This window comes from Microbacterium arabinogalactanolyticum (assembly GCF_030268005.1).
GTDB classification, from domain to species: Bacteria; Actinomycetota; Actinomycetes; order Actinomycetales; family Microbacteriaceae; genus Microbacterium; species Microbacterium arabinogalactanolyticum.
The window spans coordinates 232,741-248,361 of the sequence record NZ_BRZC01000007.1 but is presented as its reverse complement, the minus strand read 5'-3'; the positions used below and the strand labels follow the sequence as shown (position 1 = coordinate 248,361).

Here is a 15,621-nt window from a genome sequence, read left to right as displayed (position 1 = left end):
ACGCCCGTCGCGGCCTTGTCGCAGATCAGCGACAATTCTCCGTCCGTTCGGGATGCTGTCGTTCAGCCGAGCCTGGCCTGCAGTGCGTGTGCGGCTTCGAGCACGGCATCCGCCGGCGTCACCGTGCGCTCGCCTTCCCAGGTGACGGCCACCGCGGCGGCGGGCCACCCCGCGTGGTCGCGCACCACGGCGGCGACCGAGCGGAAGCCCGGCGTCACCTCGCCGTCCTCGGTGGCCACGCCGGCAGCGCGCACTTCTCGGAGCACCTCCCTGAGCTCGGCGGGGCGCGAGGGGCCCTGCCCGGTGCGGTCGGTGAAGGAGGCGGAGTCCGGATACAGCGCGCGCACCTGCGACGCCGGGAGCGCCGCGAGCATGGCCCGTCCGGTGGCCGTGAGGTGCGCGGGCAGGCGCACGCCCACATCCGTCACCAGCGCGGGCCGCCGCGCAGCGCGCTCCTCCACGATGTACAGCACGTCCCGCCCGCTCATCACGGCCAGGTGCGCGCTCTCTCCGATGCGGTCGGCGAGGGCGGCGATCAGCGGACGCCCGAGCCGGGCCAGCGGCTCCTGGCGGGCGTAGCCGCCGGCGAGCTCGAAGGCACTGGTGCCGAGGCCCCAGCGCCGCTCCTGCGACAGGTGCACGACGAAGCCGTGCGCCTCGAGCGTGGCGAGGAGATGGTAGACCGTGGAGCGCGGGATGCCCAGGTCGCGGGCCAGTGCGGATGCCGCGATCGGTGCCGGACGGCGGGCCAGATGCCGCAGGATCCGCAGCGTCTGATCCGCCGCGGGCACCTGCGGGCGCGTGTCAGCGGCATCCGGAGCCAACTCGTCTGGGATCACAGACACAGTCTGCCACGGAGCGCTCCCGCACGGGCATCCGACGGTGTGGAATCAGATCATGCAGCATTCCTCCACCGTGATCGTCGGCGCAGCACCTCTGTCGCCCGCCGACGTCGTCGCCGTCGCCCGCCACTTCGCGAAGGTCGAGATCGCCGACTCCGCCCGCGAGCGCGTCGCCGCCGGCCGCGCCGTCATCGACGGCATGGCCGCCGACCCGAACCCCCACTACGGCGTCTCCACCGGCTTCGGCGCCCTCGCCACCACCTTCATCGCCCCCGAGCGCCGCCGCCAGCTGCAGCTCAGCCTGATCCGCTCGCACGCCGCGGGCACCGGCCCCGAGGTCGAGACCGAGGTCGTGCGCGCCCTGCAGCTGCTCCGCCTGCAGACCCTGGCCTCCGGCCACACCGGCGTGCGCCCCGTCGTCGTCGACACCTACGCGGCCATGCTCAACTCCCGCATCACCCCGGTCGTGCGCGAGTACGGCTCGCTCGGCTGCTCCGGCGACCTGGCGCCGCTGTCGCACGTCGCACTCGCCTCCATGGGAGAGGGCGACGTGCGCAACGCCGAAGGCGAGCTGGTCCCGGCGTCCGAAGCACTCGCCGCTGCCGGCATCGAGCCGCTCGTGCTCGTGGAGAAGGAGGGCCTCGCCCTCGTCAACGGCACCGACGGCATGCTCGGGATGCTCGTGCTCGCGCTGCACGACCTCGAGCAGCTCGTGACCACCGCCGACCTCGCCGCCGCCATGTCGATCGAATCCCAGCTCGGCACGGATGCCGTGTTCGCCGCCGACCTGATGGCGCTGCGCCCGCAGGTGGGCCAGGCGACCTCCGCCGCGAACCTCCGCGCCTTCCTCGCCGAGTCGCCGATCGTGCACAGCCACAAGGGACCCGAGGACGGCCGCGTGCAGGACGCGTACTCGCTGCGCTGCTCGCCGCAGGTGCACGGCACCGCCCGCGACACCATGGGCCACGCCACGATGATCGCCGAGCGCGAGCTGGCATCCGTCGTCGACAACCCGATCGTGGTCTCGGAGGGACGCCTCGAGTCGAACGGCAACTTCCACGGCGCCCCCGTCGCCGCCGTGCTCGACTTCCTTGCGATCTCGGTCGCCGACCTGGCCTCGATCTCCGAGCGCCGCACCGACCGCGCGCTGGATCCGGCCCGCAACCGCGACCTGCCGCCGTTCCTCGCGCACGAGGTGGGCGTCGACTCGGGCCTGATGATCGCGCAGTACGCGGCTGCCGGCATCGTCTCCGAGCTCAAGCGGCTCGCGACCCCGGCATCCGTCGACTCCATCCCGTCGTCGGCCATGCAGGAGGACCACGTCTCGATGGGCTGGGCGGCCGCCCGCAAGCTGCGCCGCGCCGTCGACGGCCTCACCCGCGTGCTGGCCATCGAGATCCTCACCGGCGCCCGCGCGCTCGACCTGCGCGCGCCGCTGGTCGCCGGCCCCGCCACGGGCGCCGTCCGCGACCTGGTCCGCACCGTCGCCGACGGCCCCGGACCCGACCACTTCCTCTCACCCGACATGGAGGCCGTCACCGAGCTCGTGCGCTCGGGCGCCGTCCTCCGCACTGCGAAGGAGCACACGAATGTCTGAGCCCACCCTCCACGACCCGACCCGCAGCATCCGCGCTGCGCGCGGCAACCAGCGCACTGCCAAGAGCTGGGGTGCCGAGGCCGCCAAGCGGATGCTGATGAACAACCTCGACGCCGAGGTCGCCGAGCACCCCGAGGACCTCGTCGTCTACGGCGGCACCGGCCGCGCGGCCCGCAGCTGGGAGGCGTACGACGCGATCGTGCGCACCCTCGACGAGCTGGAGCCCGACGAGACCCTGCTGGTGCAGTCCGGCAAGCCCGTCGGTGTGTTCCGCACCCACGAGTGGGCGCCGCGCGTGCTGATCGCCAACTCCAACCTCGTCGGCGACTGGGCCACCTGGCCCGAGTTCCGCAAGCTCGAGGCCGAGGGCCTGATGATGTACGGCCAGATGACGGCCGGCTCGTGGATCTACATCGGCTCGCAGGGCATCCTGCAGGGCACCTACGAGACCTTCGCCGCCGTTGCGCAGTCGCTCGGCAAGGAGTCCCTGAAGGGCACCCTCTCGCTCACCGGCGGCGCCGGCGGCATGGGCGGCGCGCAGCCGCTGGCCGTCACCCTCAATGAGGGCGCCTGCCTCATCGTCGACGTGGACGAGACCCGTCTCGCCCGCCGAGTCGACCACGGCTACCTCGACGTCTACTACACCGACCTCGATGAGGCCGTGGCCCGTGCGGTCGCCGCCAAGGAGGCGGGCGAGGCCCTCTCCGTCGGCATCGTCGGCAACGCCGCCGAGGTCTTCCCGGAGCTGTTCCGCCGCCAGCAGGCCGGCGACATCGCAATCGACGTCGTGACCGACCAGACCAGCGCGCACGACCCGCTCGCGTACCTGCCCATCGGCATCTCCGTCGAGGACTGGAAGGCCGAGGCCGAGCGCGACCCCGAGGAGTTCACCCGTCGCTCGCGCGAGGCGATGGCCGCGCACGTCGCCGCCATGGTCGCGTTCCAGGACGCCGGGGCCGCCGTGTTCGACTACGGCAACTCCATCCGCGCCGAGGCGAAGCTCGGCGGCTTCGACCGCGCGTTCGAGTTCCCCGGCTTCGTGCCGGCGTACATCCGCCCGCAGTTCGAAGAGGGCCGCGGCCCGTTCCGCTGGGCTGCCCTCTCCGGCGACCCGGAGGACATCTACAAGACCGACCGCGCCATCGCGGAGCTGTTCCCCGAGGACAAGGCGCTGCACCGCTGGCTGGAGAAGGCCGGCGAGAAGGTGCACTTCGAGGGCCTGCCCGCACGCATCTGCTGGCTGGGCTACAAGGAGCGCCACCTGGCCGGTCTGAAGTTCAACGAGATGGTCGCCTCCGGCGAGCTGTCCGCCCCGATCGTGATCGGCCGCGACCACCTGGACTCCGGTTCGGTCGCGAGCCCGTACCGCGAGACCGAGGCCATGAAGGACGGCTCCGACGCGATCGCCGACTGGCCGCTGCTGAACGCCCTGCTCAACACCTCGTCCGGCGCCAGCTGGGTGTCGCTGCACCACGGCGGCGGCGTCGGCATCGGCCGCTCGATCCACGCCGGCCAGGTCACCGTCGCCGACGGCTCCGAGCTCGCCGCCGAGAAGCTCGAGCGCGTGCTGACCAACGACCCCGGCACCGGCGTCATGCGTCACGTGGACGCCGGCTACGAGCACGCCCGCGACATCGCCCGCGAGCGCGGACTCAAGGTGCCGATGCTGTGAGCACCACGCTCATCACGAACATCGGGGAGCTGACGACCAACGTCAGCTCCCCGCTGGGCCGTTCCGGCACGCTCACCGACGCGGCCGTCCTCATCGAGGGCGAGCGCATCGCGTGGGTCGGTCCGGCATCGGACGTCCCCGCGCTTCCCGGCGGGTACCTTGAGGTGGATGCCGAGGGCCGTGCGGTCATCCCCGGCTTCGTCGACAGCCACAGCCACATCGTGTTCGGCGGCGACCGGGCCGCCGAGTTCGAGGCGCGCATGGCCGGTGAGAAGTACGCCGCCGGCGGCATCCGCTCCACCGTCGCCGCGACCCGCGGCGCGTCCGACGACGAGTTGCGCGCGCGGCTGCGGGGGTTCCTCGACGAGATGCTCGCGCAGGGCACCACGACCGTCGAGATCAAGAGCGGCTACGGGCTGGATGTCGAGACCGAGGCCCGCCTGGTGCGCCTGGCCGCCGAGGTCACACCCGAGGTGACCTTCCTGGGCGCGCACGTCGTGCCGGCGGAGTACGCCGACCGCGGCGACGAGTACGTCGAGCTCGTGATCGGCGACATGCTGGACGCCTGCGCCCCGCATTCCAAGTGGATCGACGTGTTCTGCGAGACCGGAGCGTTCACGGTGCCGCAGTCGCGGCGGGTGCTCGAGGCGGGTATCGCCCGCGGCCTGAAGCCGCGCGTGCACGCCAGTCAGCTCGGCCCCGGTGAGGGCGTGCAGCTGGCCATCGAGCTGGGCGCGGCATCCGTCGACCACGGCACGTACCTCTCCGACGAGGACGTGGCCGCGCTCGCCGCATCCGACACCGTGCTCACGGCGCTGCCCGGGGTGGAGTTCTCCACCCGGCATCCGTTCCCGGACGCGCGCCGGCTGATCGACGCGGGAGTGACGGTCGCGATCGCCTGCGACACGAACCCCGGATCGAGCTTCACCTCGTCGATGCCGTTCTGCATCGCGCTCGCGGTGCGGGAGATGGGCATGACGACGGCCGAGGCCGTCTGGGCCGCCACCGCCGGAGGCGCCGCCGCGCTGCAGCGCGACGACATCGGGGTGATCGCGCCGGGCAAGCGCGCCGACCTGGTGCTGCTCGACGCGCCCACGCGGGTGCACCTGGCCTACCGCCCCGGTGTGCCGCTCGTGAAGAAGGTCTGGAAGGACGGCGTCGCGGTCCGCTGACGCCAGGAGAGGACGAACATGGCACTTCCGCACGACGAGCTCTGGCCGCGCGCCGGATCCTGGCCCGCGCCGGTCGCGGGGGAGACGACGGATGCCGTGCTGCTGGGCGTCCCGACCTGGCGCACGTCGATCTCGAGCACGGGCGCTCACGCGACGCCGGCGGCGATCCGCGAGGCCCTGCCGCGCTACAGCGCGACGCTGATGGGCGCGCCCGCCGTGGACCTGAACGAGGCGCTGCGGATCGTGGATGCCGGTGATGTGCACGAGCCCGACGGGGACGAGGGCGTGCAGCGCGCCGTCGACCGCGTGCGGGAGCTGGCCGCGGACTCGCGTCTGGTCATCGCGCTCGGCGGCGACAACTCGCTGACCTATCCCGTCGCCCGTGGCGCCGGGGCCGACGGGCTCATCACGATCGACGCGCACTACGACCTTCGTGACGGAGTCTCGAACGGCTCCCCGGTGCGCCGGCTGGTGCAGGACGCCCCGGATGGGGAGCGCATCGACCCGAAGCGGATCGTGCAGATCGGCATCGCCGATTTCGCGAACTCCGCGGCCTACGCTCAGCGCGCGGAGGAGTGGGGCATCCGCGTGATCACGCTCGACGAGGTGCGCCGTCGCGGCCTCGCCGACGTCGTCGCCGAGGCGCTGGAGGTCGCCGGGGCGGGCTCTCGCATCCACCTGGACATCGATGTCGATGCGGTCGACCGCGCCGCCGTCCCCGGCTGCCCGGCGAGCGTTCCCGGCGGATTCGCCGCATGGGAGCTGCGGGCCCTGGTGCGCGGCATCGCCGCCGACGAACGCGTCGTCAGCGCCGACCTCGCCGAGGTCGACGCGACCGCGGATGCCGAGGACGGCCGCACCGTGCGCCTCGCTGCGCTCTGCGTGCTCGAGTTGCTCGCGGGCCTCGCCGTACGCTGAGGCCGCAGGAGAGTTCTGCTCCAGCACGAGACGGGCGTCATGAGGGCCGTCTCGTGCGGGGGAGGAGCTTCGGCGGTGCTCCGGTGCCAGAGCCGCTCCGCGCGGGTAGCGTGGAGGCATGGCTCGGATCATCGTGTTCGGCGGCCACGGCAAGGTCGCACTGCTGCTCGCTCCGGTGCTCGTCGCTCGCGGCGACGAGGTCACCGCCGTCATCCGCGATCCCGCGCAGTCCGATGACGTGCGCGCCGCAGGCGCCGTACCGGTGGTGTTCGACATGGAGCGGGAGGATCGTGCGGCGTTCGCCGCGCTGATCGCCGGGCACGACGCCGTCGTCTGGTCGGCCGGTGCGGGTGGCGGGAGTCCGGAGCGGACGCACGCCGTCGACTTCGAGGCCGCCGTGCGGTCGATGGACGCGGCGAGGGACGCCGGCGTGGACCGCTACGTCATGGTCTCCTACTTCGGCTCCTCGCCGGAGCACGGCATCCCGGCATCCGATCCGTTCCACGCCTACGCCGAGGCGAAGGCGGCCGCCGACGAGTACCTGCGGGCGACCAGCCTGGACTGGACCGTGCTGGCGCCCAGCCGCCTGACGCTCGGCGAGGCCACCGGGCGCATCGACGCGACCCCCGCCGTCTCGGGGGAGGTGTCGCGCGCTGACGTCGCGCTCGTGATCGCGGAGACGCTGCAGCAGCCCGCCACCATCCGCCGGACGATCCGCTTCAACGACGGCGACCGGCCGATCGCCGAGGCCCTGGCGGGCTGAGACCCCGGCTCACGCCGACGGCATCAGCCCAGCCCCAGCGGGACCGGGATCGCGGCGTGCGCGACGGCGAAGATCGCGAGTCCCGCGAGCGCCCCCACCACCGTGCCGTTGAGCCGGATGTACTGCAGATCGCGACCGACCATCAGCTCGATCTTCTCGGTGGTCTCCGCGGCATCCCACTTCTCGACGGTGTCGGTGATGATCGACGCGATGTCGTGCCGGTAGCGGTCCACCAGGAACACGGCGGCGTCGGTCACCCAGCCGTCGACGCGGGCCTGCAGGGCGGGTTCGGTGGCCAGGCGTCGTCCGATCTCGGCGACGGCGGATGCCGCGCGGCGGCGCAGCCCGCTCTCCGGGTCGGCGAGGGCGGTGAGCAGGCCGTTCTTGGCGGTGTCCCAGGCCTGCGCCGCGAGCGCGATCACCCGCGGGCTGTCGAACACCGCGGCCTTGGCGCCCTCGAAGCGGTCCCGCATGGCGGGGTCGTGCTGCAGGCGGTCGGCCAGGCGGGCCAGGTAGCCGTCGAGCGCCTGACGGGCCGGATGCTGCGGGTCGGCCTGCACGGCCTCCACGAAGCGGACGGCCTCGTGGTAGACCGTCTCGTCGACGAAGCGGTGCGCGAGCTTGGGGACCCAGCCCGGGAGCCGCCGGGAGACGAGGCCCTGGAAGGTGTGCGCGTTGGCGTGCAGCCAGGTCGAGATGCTGTCCACGGCCAGGTCCACCGCACCGCGGTGCGCATCCGCCTCGACGATGCGCTCCAGCCAGCCGCCCGCGGGCGGCGCCCAGTCCGGCTCGATCAGGTGCTCGCGCGCGAGATCGGCGATGAGGCCCTGCACGTCGTCGTCGCTCAGCGCGCGGAGCACGGCGGATGCCGCTGTCGATCCCTCGGCGGCGACCCGCTCGGCGTGGGCAGGATCCTGCAGCCATTCGCCGAGGCGCTTCGACAGCGCGGTGCGGGAGAGCTTGTCGCGCACGATATCGCCGGAGAGGAAGTTGGTCTCGACGAACTCGCCCAGCGAGCGGCCGATCTCGTCCTTGCGGTTCGGGATGATCGCGGTGTGCGGGATGGGCAGCCCCAGCGGGTGCCGGAACAGCGCGGTCACGGCGAACCAGTCGGCGAGTGCGCCGACCATGCCGCCCTCGGCGGCTGCGCGCACGTACGCGAGCCACGGGTGCCTGTGCTCCAAGGCGAACGCGATCACGAAGACCACGGCCATGAAGATCAGCGCGCCCAGCGCCACGGCCTTCATCCGGCGCAGGCCCCGCAGCCGCTCCTGATCGGCGGGGGACAGCAGCGCCATCGGGGTTCGCGACATGCCGTCATCCTTTCATGACGGCTACGCTCTGAGTGTGATCGACGACATCAAGAAGCGCGCACTGCACCGCACCAGCATCCTCGAGGGTCAGCTGCGCGGCATCGCGCGGATGATCGAGAACGAGGACTACTGCATGGACATCATCACGCAGTCGCGTGCCGTGCAGCGCTCACTGGAGTCCCTGAACCGGCTGCTGCTCGAGAACCACCTGCGCACGCACGTGACGCACATGTTCGAGCAGGGCGGCGACGAGCGCGAGCAGGCCGTCGGCGAGCTGCTGAAAGCCTTCGACTTCGACCGCAAGTAACGCAAATTCCGTTGCCTCGCTAGGTCTCGACAACGGATATCGTCGCGATTCTGCTTCTTTTCTTCGCTTTTCGCTGTACCTCAGCCCCCGACTGTGGTTGACTGACGGCTGTTCGAATCTCATCGTGGAGGTTTCATGGCCGATATCGCAGTGGCGGCGACCGCACCCGACGCGGGCACCGCGTCCGGTGGCGTGGAGATCGCCGGCGTCACCAAGCACTACGGCGAGTCGACCGCCGTCGACGACCTGTCCCTGAGCATCCGGCCGGGGGAGTTCCTCTCGCTGCTCGGTCCGTCCGGCTGCGGGAAGACCACGACGCTGCGCATGATCGCCGGCTTCGAGCACCCGGACAGCGGTGACATCCGCATCTCCGGGCGCAGCGTGCTGGGCCTGCCGCCCTACAAGCGCGAGGTCAACACCGTCTTCCAGGCCTACGCGCTGTTCCCCCACATGACCGTCGCCGAGAACGTGGCGTACGGGCTGCAGCAGCGCGGTGTCCCCAAGGCGGAGCAGCGCGAGCGCGTGGCCGAAGCACTGGACATGGTGCAGCTGCGGCGCTTCGCCGATCGCAAGCCCACCATGCTCTCAGGCGGGCAGCAGCAGCGCATCGCCCTGTCGCGGGCGCTCATCAACCGGCCCAGCGTGCTGCTCCTGGACGAGCCGCTCGCGGCGCTCGACCGGCAGCTGCGCGAGGAGATGCAGGTCGAGCTGAAGCTGCTGCAGTCTCGGCTCGGGACGACGTTCGTCTTCGTCACGCACGATCAGGGCGAGGCGCTGTCGATGAGCGATCGCATCGCCGTGATGCGGGCGGGGCGCATCGAGCAGCTCGACGCGCCCGACGCCATCTATGCGGCACCCGCCTCCGCCTACGTGGCCTCGTTCATCGGGCAGCAGAACTTCATCCGGGGCGTCGCCGCCGACGGCGATGCGATCGAGACGCCCCTCGGCCTGATCGAGGGGCGCTGGGGCGCCGGTCGTGTCGAGCGCGGCGCGGAGGCCGTCGCGGCGATCCGTCCGGAGTTCATCCAACTCGACTCCGCGGGCGCGACCGGTGCCGGGGCCGACGGCCGCGTGCTGAGCGTGTCGTATCTGGGCGAGACCCTGCAGGTCGTGGTCGGGGTCGCGGACGGGCAGACCCTGCTGGTGCGCACCCCCGCGCCGAACGCGCCGCGGGTCGCGGTCGACGACGACGTCCGCTGCACCTGGGCGACATCGGATGCACGCCTGTTCGCGGCCGACGGTGCGCCGACGTCCGCGACGCACGTGATCGCGCTGCCCAAGGCCGTCCGATGACCTCCGAACCGGTCCGGGTGCTCGCGCACCGCGGTGCGGCGGGCATCCTGCGCAGCGAGCTGACCCGGCGGGGATTCCTCGCCACGGCACTCGCGGCCGGCGGAGCCGTGCTGTTCACCGCCTGCGCACCCGGCCAGGCCGGGACCGCGGCGCAGGCGCACGGCGGCCCGCTCGAGGACCGGCTGTCGATCTACACCTGGAGCGACTACGACGAGCCCGAACTGCTCTCCGCGTTCACCAAGAAGAAGGGGCCGAAGATCGTCGTCGACGCGTTCAACTCCAATGAGGAGCTGATCGCGAAGCTGGTGGCGGCGCGCGGGACCTCCGGGTACGACATCGTCGTCCCCAGCGGGCTGTTCGTGATGCCGATGGCCGAGAACGGTCTGCTCGAGAAGCTGAACCTCGACCTCATCCCGAACTTCGCCACGATGAATCCGAACTTCATCCATCGCTCCTTCGACCCCGACAACGCGTACTCGATATGCAAGGCATGGGGCACGACCGGCTTCGTCTACGACAAGCGCGTCATCACCCGTGAGCTCACGACGTGGGCCGACTTCATCGACGCCGCCCAGAACGAGGCATCCGGCAAGACCTCGGTCCTCGACGACCCGGCGCCGCTGTGCGGCATCTACCACTGGTCGCACGGGATCGACTGGAACACGACGGACAAGAAGGATCTCGATGCCTGCGAGAAGTTCCTGGTCGAGGAACTCGCGCCGCACATCTCGATCTTCGACTCCGCACCGGGCGGGCAGGTGATCCCGCAGGCGTCGGCGGCGCTCGTGCAGTCGTACAGCGGCGACGCCAGGCTCGGCATGGACGAGTCGGACGACCCCGAGCGGTGGCAGTGGGTGCTCGGCGCACCGGCCACGGAGCTGTGGATGGACAACTGGGCGATCGCCAAGGGAGCCCCGCACCCCGAGGCGGCGCACGCGTTCATCGACTACATCATCGCCCCCGACATCCAGGTGGCCCAGGTCGATTACATCGGTTACGACACGGGGGTGCAGGGCACGCAGCAGAAGGCCGAGGATGCTGAGCTGGATCGGCTCGACATGGTGTACTTCAGCGACGAGCAGGTGAAGACGATGCACGAGCAGAAGTTCACCAGCGCGCAGGAGCGCATCGTGGAGATCTGGAACAAGGTGAAGGTGGCCGCAGGTGCGTAAGGTCAGGATGCCGTTCGCGCTGGCGCTGCCGGCATGGGCGTGGCTCGCCGTGTTCTTCGTCGTGCCGATCGGAGTCGTCGTCTGGTACAGCTTCGGCTACAAGCCGAGCATCTTCTCGACGAACTCCAATGACCGGCTCTCCTTCGACCGCTACGTCGAGGCGCTCTCGCCGACCTTCTTCAACACGTTCCAGAACACCTTCTGGGTCGGTGTCATCGGCACCCTGCTGTGCCTGATCATCGGGGCGCCGGTGGCGTACTGGATCGCCGTGAAGGCGGCGCCCTCGAAGCGCGGGATGCTGCTGGCGCTGGTGATGGTGCCGTTCTGGACGAACTTCCTGGTGCGCACGATCGGCTGGCAGGTGATCCTGGCGCCCGAGGGATGGCTGTCCGGCGCACTGCAGTTCATCGGCGTCATCCCCGGTCCGCTCGACATCCTCAACTCCCGGGGAGCCGTGCTGCTGGGCGTCGTCTACAACTACCTGCCGCTGATGATCCTGCCGCTGTACGTCGCCTTCGACCGCGTCAGCGGTCCTCTGCGCGAGGCGAGCAAGGACCTCGGGGCGAACGGTCTCGTCACCTTCCTGCGTGTGACGGTGCCGATCGCGCAGCCGGGAATCATCGCCGGCGTCCTGCTGGTGTACATCCCGCTGATGGGCGACTACATCACCGCCACGGTGCTGGGCGGCGCGAAGGGCAACATGGTCGGCCAGATGGTGGCCAGCCAGTTCCAGACCGCGCAGAACTGGGCGCTGGGATCGGCGATGGCCGTGCTGCTCATCATCACCATCGCCGTCTCGATCGGCATCGCCGCGCTGCTGCTGTGGCTGGTCACGATGCCGTTGAGACGGCGATACGCCCTGAGGTTGGGAGAAGGATCATGAGCCGCTGGCTGCTTCCGGTGTGGTCGACGCTGGTCTTCGTCTTCCTGTTCCTACCGATCATCGTGATCATCGTGTACTCGTTCAACGTCGGGCGACTGCTCGTCTCGTGGGACCACTTCGGCTTCGACTCCTTCGCCGCGATCGTCACCAAGCCGGCGATCAGGGATGCAGTGCTGGTGTCGGTGCGCACGGGTCTGCTCGCCGCGGTCATCGCGACGGTGCTCGGCACGCTCGCCGGCATCGCGATGGCCCGGAACCCCGGCAAGTGGGTGGTGTGGTTCCTGGGCATGCTGCTGCTGATCTCGGTGACACCCGAGATCGTGGATGCCGTCGCGCTGCTGCCGTGGATGGTGTTCCTCGGCCAGGACGCCGGGATCGGGATCTTCAACGACGGCACCGTGCGACTGATCATCGGGCAGTCGCTGTTCTCCATCGCCATCGTGTCGTACATCGTGCGGGCGCGACTGGTCGGACTGGATGCCAGTCTGGAGGAGGCATCCGCCGACCTCTACGCGCCGCCGTTGCGCACCTTCGTGAAGGTCACGCTGCCGCTGGCCATGCCGGCGGTGCTGGCCGGCTTCCTGCTCTCGTTCACGCTCGGACTGGACAACACGATCGTCTCCGCGTTCGTGCAGGTGTCGGGCACGACGCCGTGGCCGGTGTACGTGCTCAGCGCCCTGCGCAGCGGTCTGCGACCGGAGATCGCCGCCGTCTCCACCATCATGCTCGTGCTCACGCTCGCGTCGCTGGCGCTCGTGGCGCTCGTGCTCAAGCGGGCGGGGGACTCGGCCACCGACATCGCGCGCACGATGGCGGGCGGCTGAGTCGTCGAACGGCGGCATCACCCTACGCAGGAGGATTGCTGAATGCAGGAGGATTCCGCTCGGAATCCTCCTGGTCTCGGCAATCCTCCTGTTCTCGGATGCTCGGGGTCAGCGGCTCGAGGGTCTCAGCCCTCGAGCGGTCCGAGCCAGGCGGTCGCGGCTGTGGCGTGCGCGGACTCCGGGTCGGAAGGATGGAACTGCCCCGCCAGCACATCGCGGTACAGCCGCGAGAGCTCGTTGGAGGAGAAGTACGATCCGCCGCCGGCCACCAGCATCGCCTCGTCGGCGACCTGCTTGGCCATGACGACCGCGCGATGCTTCACGCCCGAGAGCAGGCTGAACCAGCGCGGTCCGTGATCGGCGAGCTGGTCGACGTCCCGGGCCAGTGCGGAGATCTGCGGCGGCAGCGCGTCGTATGCCAGGCCCATGCCCGCGACCCGCCAGCGGATGTCGGGATCCTGGCTGTACGTCGTGCCGGACTTCTTCGAGCGCCGCTTCTGCGCGGTCTCGACCGCGAGGTCGAGGGCGCGACGGGCGATGCCGGTGTACACCGAGGCGAGCAGGATCTCGAACACGCTGAAGATGCCGAACACGATCGGGTCGGGGTTCGGGCCCGGGTCGATGCGGCGGACCACATGCTCGGGGGCGGCGATCGCGCCGTTCAATCGGGTCGTGCGGCTCTGCGTTCCGCGCATGCCGAGCGTGTCCCAGTCGTCGCCGGTGACCACGGCATCCGTGCGGTCGATGAACGCGAAGACGAGCTTCGGGGCCTCCTCATCGGTCGTGTCCAGGCCGTGCAGGCCGAGCTTCGTCCAGACCGGCGCGAGCGAGGTGAAGATCTTGGTGCCCGTGAAGGCGTAGCCGCCGTCGGGCTGAGGTGCGGCATCCGTGTCGCTGCCGAACAGCACCAGATCGTTGCCGCCCTCGCTGATCCCGAAGGCGAAGACCTCGCCGGCGACGGCGCCGCGCTGCACGAACTCGAGCCCGGGCACGCCGCGGTCGCTGAACACCTTCGCGACGCCGGTCCACACCAGGTGCATGTTGATGGCGAGCGCCGTGGCGGGGGATGCGGTCGCCAGGCGCTGCTGCAGCAGGGCCGCCTGCTCGAGGCCCAGGCCCGCTCCGCCCAGCTCGGCGGGCACGAGGACCGAGAGGTATCCGGCGTCCTTCAGCTCGTCGAGGTCCTGCTGCGGGAAGGTGTTCTCGCGGTCGTGCACGGCGGCGCGCTCGCGGATGCGCTCCAGCAGGTTGTCGGGAAGGAAGGCAGCGGCGTCGAAGGTGCTCACGCGCCCAGCCTATGCCGCGAGGATCGTGCGCCGACCGTCAGGGACGGACGGTCGGGATGGAGAGCGTCTCGGTGTCGGGGTAGGGGCTGGGATCGCGGTTCCGCAGGTCGGGGAAGGCGCGCACGAAGACCACCGAGACGATCAGTCCGGCGAGCGCGAACAGTGCCGCGGCGAGGTACGCGCCGGTCGGGCCGCCCGCGTCGATCAGGATGCCCGCGACCGCGGAGCCCGCCGCCGCGCCGATCAGCTGCCCGGTGCCCGCCCAGCCGAACGCCTCGGCGGTCTCGCTGAACTTCACGCTCGCGGTGGTGATCGCGAACAGCACGGCGAGGGCCGGGGCGATGCCGATGCCCGCCAGCAGCAGTGTGCCGCCGATCCAGAACACGTTGAGCGTCACCATGGTCAGGCCCAGTCCGACCGTGACGATGAGCAGTCGCCGAGCCATCGCCCAGGGTCCGATGGGGATGTGGCCGAACGCCAGGCCACCGGCCAGGCTGCCGACCGAGAACACCGCCAGCACGAGCCCGGCCTCCAGCCCGCCGTGCCCGAAGGTGGCGACGACGCCCACCTCGACCGCGGAGCATGCTCCGATCAGGAGGAAGCCGATGACGGTCGCCAGCAGCACCGGCGGCTTGAGGACGACGCGTCCGAACGCGCGCCTGCTGCGCGGAATGCGCACGCGCCCGACCTCGGGGGAGAGGATGAACCAGGTGCCCCCGCCGGCGAGGATGATCGCGACCAGCAGCAGGCCCTGCACGGTGCCGACCTGCGTGGAGACGATCGTGATCAGCACGGGGGCGACGATCCAGATGATCTCCTGCAGCGAGGCGTCCAGCGAGAACAGCGGCGTGAGCTGGCCCGCGTTGACGAGCTTGGGGTAGATGGTGCGCACCGCCGACTGCACGGGAGGCGTGGACAGACCGGCGAGCATCGCGAACGCCATGTAGCCGGCGATGCTCAGCGGCAGCAGAGCCAGGCAGAGCACGGCGGCGACGCACACGGACAGGGTGAGGGTGAGCACGCGGCGCATGCCCCAGGCGCCCATCCAGCGACTCGTCACCGGGCCCGCGATGGCCTGGCCGACGGATGCCGCGGCGAGCACGAGGCCCGCGGCGCCGTAGGACCCGGACTGCTGCTCGACGTGCATCAGGATCGCCAGGCTCATCATGCCGTTGGGGAAGCGCGCCACCAGCTGCGCCGCGATCATGCGGCCGACTCCCGGCGTGCGAAGAAGGTCCCGATATCCCGCCACCAGAGAACCCTATCCGGGGTGCGCGGCGGCGCGCGAGGTGTCGGATGCCGCGACACGCCGCGACACGCCGAAGGGCGTTCTCCACAGGAAATCGGATGTCGGTGGTGCGGCGTAGCGTGCGGCCTGTGGATGGATCCGGCGACCGGCCCCGGAAGCCGCGAGAACTCGCGGTTCGCGGGCCGTTCCGAGGGGCTCCCGGCTGTGGAAGAAACCGTGGAGAAGCTGTGTTGAACATGGGGAGAGCGGTGGAAAACTACACGGATGTAACTACTATCCCTAGTGGTCGGTCGCAATGTCCGTCCCTATATGTAGTATTGAAGTCCCGGT

Annotated in this window: 14 protein-coding genes; 10 read left to right on the top strand and 4 right to left on the bottom strand. The window is 70.6% G+C overall.

Annotation, left to right across the window (positions count from 1 at the left end):
- Positions 1–62: 62 nt before the first annotated feature.
- The gene (locus tag MIAR_RS12605; RefSeq protein WP_425561600.1) at positions 63–839 is read right to left on the bottom strand and encodes an IclR family transcriptional regulator; all 777 of its coding nucleotides are present in this window, start codon (positions 837–839) and stop codon (positions 63–65) included.
- A gap of 58 nt (positions 840–897) precedes the next feature.
- Between MIAR_RS12605 and hutH the strand changes: the two genes are divergently transcribed.
- The 5 genes from hutH (at position 898) to MIAR_RS12580 (ending at position 6,964) form a co-directional block, all read left to right on the top strand.
- On the top strand, positions 898–2,439 hold the full coding sequence (gene hutH, locus MIAR_RS12600) for a histidine ammonia-lyase (protein WP_285636431.1): 1,542 nt from the start codon (positions 898–900) through the stop codon (positions 2,437–2,439).
- Positions 2,432–4,111 (top strand): urocanate hydratase, encoded by a 1,680-nt coding sequence (gene hutU, locus MIAR_RS12595; protein ID WP_285636428.1) that lies wholly within the window; start codon positions 2,432–2,434, stop codon positions 4,109–4,111. The genes hutH and hutU overlap by 8 nt, the downstream gene beginning before the upstream one ends.
- Positions 4,108–5,283, top strand: a complete 1,176-nt coding sequence (gene hutI / locus MIAR_RS12590; RefSeq protein WP_285636425.1) for an imidazolonepropionase — start codon at positions 4,108–4,110, stop codon at positions 5,281–5,283. Before hutU ends, hutI begins: the two co-directional genes overlap by 4 nt.
- An 18-nt stretch (positions 5,284–5,301) precedes the next feature.
- Positions 5,302–6,201 (top strand): agmatinase family protein, encoded by a 900-nt coding sequence (locus MIAR_RS12585; protein ID WP_285636422.1) that lies wholly within the window; start codon positions 5,302–5,304, stop codon positions 6,199–6,201.
- A gap of 118 nt (positions 6,202–6,319) precedes the next feature.
- The gene (locus MIAR_RS12580) at positions 6,320–6,964 is read left to right on the top strand and encodes an NAD(P)-dependent oxidoreductase (RefSeq protein WP_285636419.1); all 645 of its coding nucleotides are present in this window, start codon (positions 6,320–6,322) and stop codon (positions 6,962–6,964) included.
- 23 nt (positions 6,965–6,987) lie between these two features.
- On the opposite strand, the gene MIAR_RS12575 is transcribed toward MIAR_RS12580, so the two are convergent.
- Positions 6,988–8,277: a DUF445 domain-containing protein gene (locus MIAR_RS12575; protein ID WP_285636416.1), complete on the bottom strand. Its 1,290-nt coding sequence runs from the start codon at positions 8,275–8,277 to the stop codon at positions 6,988–6,990.
- A gap of 34 nt (positions 8,278–8,311) precedes the next feature.
- Here MIAR_RS12575 and MIAR_RS12570 point away from each other — a divergent pair, with 34 nt between their 5' ends.
- The 5 genes from MIAR_RS12570 (at position 8,312) to MIAR_RS12550 (ending at position 12,756) form a co-directional block, all read left to right on the top strand.
- Positions 8,312–8,584 (top strand): metal-sensitive transcriptional regulator, encoded by a 273-nt coding sequence (locus MIAR_RS12570; RefSeq protein ID WP_285636413.1) that lies wholly within the window; start codon positions 8,312–8,314, stop codon positions 8,582–8,584.
- A 135-nt stretch (positions 8,585–8,719) separates the two neighbouring features.
- Positions 8,720–9,877 (top strand): ABC transporter ATP-binding protein, encoded by a 1,158-nt coding sequence (locus MIAR_RS12565; RefSeq protein WP_285636411.1) that lies wholly within the window; start codon positions 8,720–8,722, stop codon positions 9,875–9,877.
- Positions 9,874–11,049, top strand: coding sequence for a polyamine ABC transporter substrate-binding protein (locus tag MIAR_RS12560; protein WP_285636409.1), 1,176 nt, complete (start codon positions 9,874–9,876; stop codon positions 11,047–11,049). The genes MIAR_RS12565 and MIAR_RS12560 overlap by 4 nt, the downstream gene beginning before the upstream one ends.
- Positions 11,042–11,932, top strand: a complete 891-nt coding sequence (locus MIAR_RS12555) for an ABC transporter permease (protein ID WP_285636407.1) — start codon at positions 11,042–11,044, stop codon at positions 11,930–11,932. Before MIAR_RS12560 ends, MIAR_RS12555 begins: the two co-directional genes overlap by 8 nt.
- Positions 11,929–12,756 carry an ABC transporter permease gene (locus MIAR_RS12550; RefSeq protein WP_285636405.1) on the top strand — a complete coding sequence of 276 codons (828 nt, stop codon included), beginning with the start codon at positions 11,929–11,931 and terminating at the stop codon, positions 12,754–12,756. The genes MIAR_RS12555 and MIAR_RS12550 overlap by 4 nt, the downstream gene beginning before the upstream one ends.
- Positions 12,757–12,881: 125 nt before the next feature.
- Here the strand turns inward: MIAR_RS12550 and MIAR_RS12545 are convergent, their stop codons facing one another.
- Positions 12,882–14,042 carry an acyl-CoA dehydrogenase family protein gene (locus MIAR_RS12545; RefSeq protein ID WP_285636403.1) on the bottom strand — a complete coding sequence of 387 codons (1,161 nt, stop codon included), beginning with the start codon at positions 14,040–14,042 and terminating at the stop codon, positions 12,882–12,884.
- Between the two features lie 37 nt (positions 14,043–14,079).
- A complete protein-coding gene (locus MIAR_RS12540; protein WP_285636401.1) occupies positions 14,080–15,294 on the bottom strand; it encodes an MFS transporter in 1,215 nt (404 codons plus the stop codon).
- Positions 15,295–15,621: the final 327 nt, after the last annotated feature.

Bases quoted from the DNA above. Each gene is read 5' to 3' on its own strand.
- hutH (WP_285636431.1), top strand. From the start codon at position 898: ATGCAGCATTCCTCCACCGTGATCGTCGGCGCAGCACCTCTGTCGCCC.
- hutU (WP_285636428.1), top strand. From the start codon at position 2,432: ATGTCTGAGCCCACCCTCCACGACCCGACCCGCAGCATCCGCGCTGCG.
- MIAR_RS12585 (WP_285636422.1), top strand. From the start codon at position 5,302: ATGGCACTTCCGCACGACGAGCTCTGGCCGCGCGCCGGATCCTGGCCC.
- MIAR_RS12580 (WP_285636419.1), top strand. From the start codon at position 6,320: ATGGCTCGGATCATCGTGTTCGGCGGCCACGGCAAGGTCGCACTGCTG.
- MIAR_RS12575 (WP_285636416.1), bottom strand. From the start codon at position 8,277: ATGTCGCGAACCCCGATGGCGCTGCTGTCCCCCGCCGATCAGGAGCGG.
- MIAR_RS12565 (WP_285636411.1), top strand. From the start codon at position 8,720: ATGGCCGATATCGCAGTGGCGGCGACCGCACCCGACGCGGGCACCGCG.
- MIAR_RS12560 (WP_285636409.1), top strand. From the start codon at position 9,874: ATGACCTCCGAACCGGTCCGGGTGCTCGCGCACCGCGGTGCGGCGGGC.
- MIAR_RS12550 (WP_285636405.1), top strand. From the start codon at position 11,929: ATGAGCCGCTGGCTGCTTCCGGTGTGGTCGACGCTGGTCTTCGTCTTC.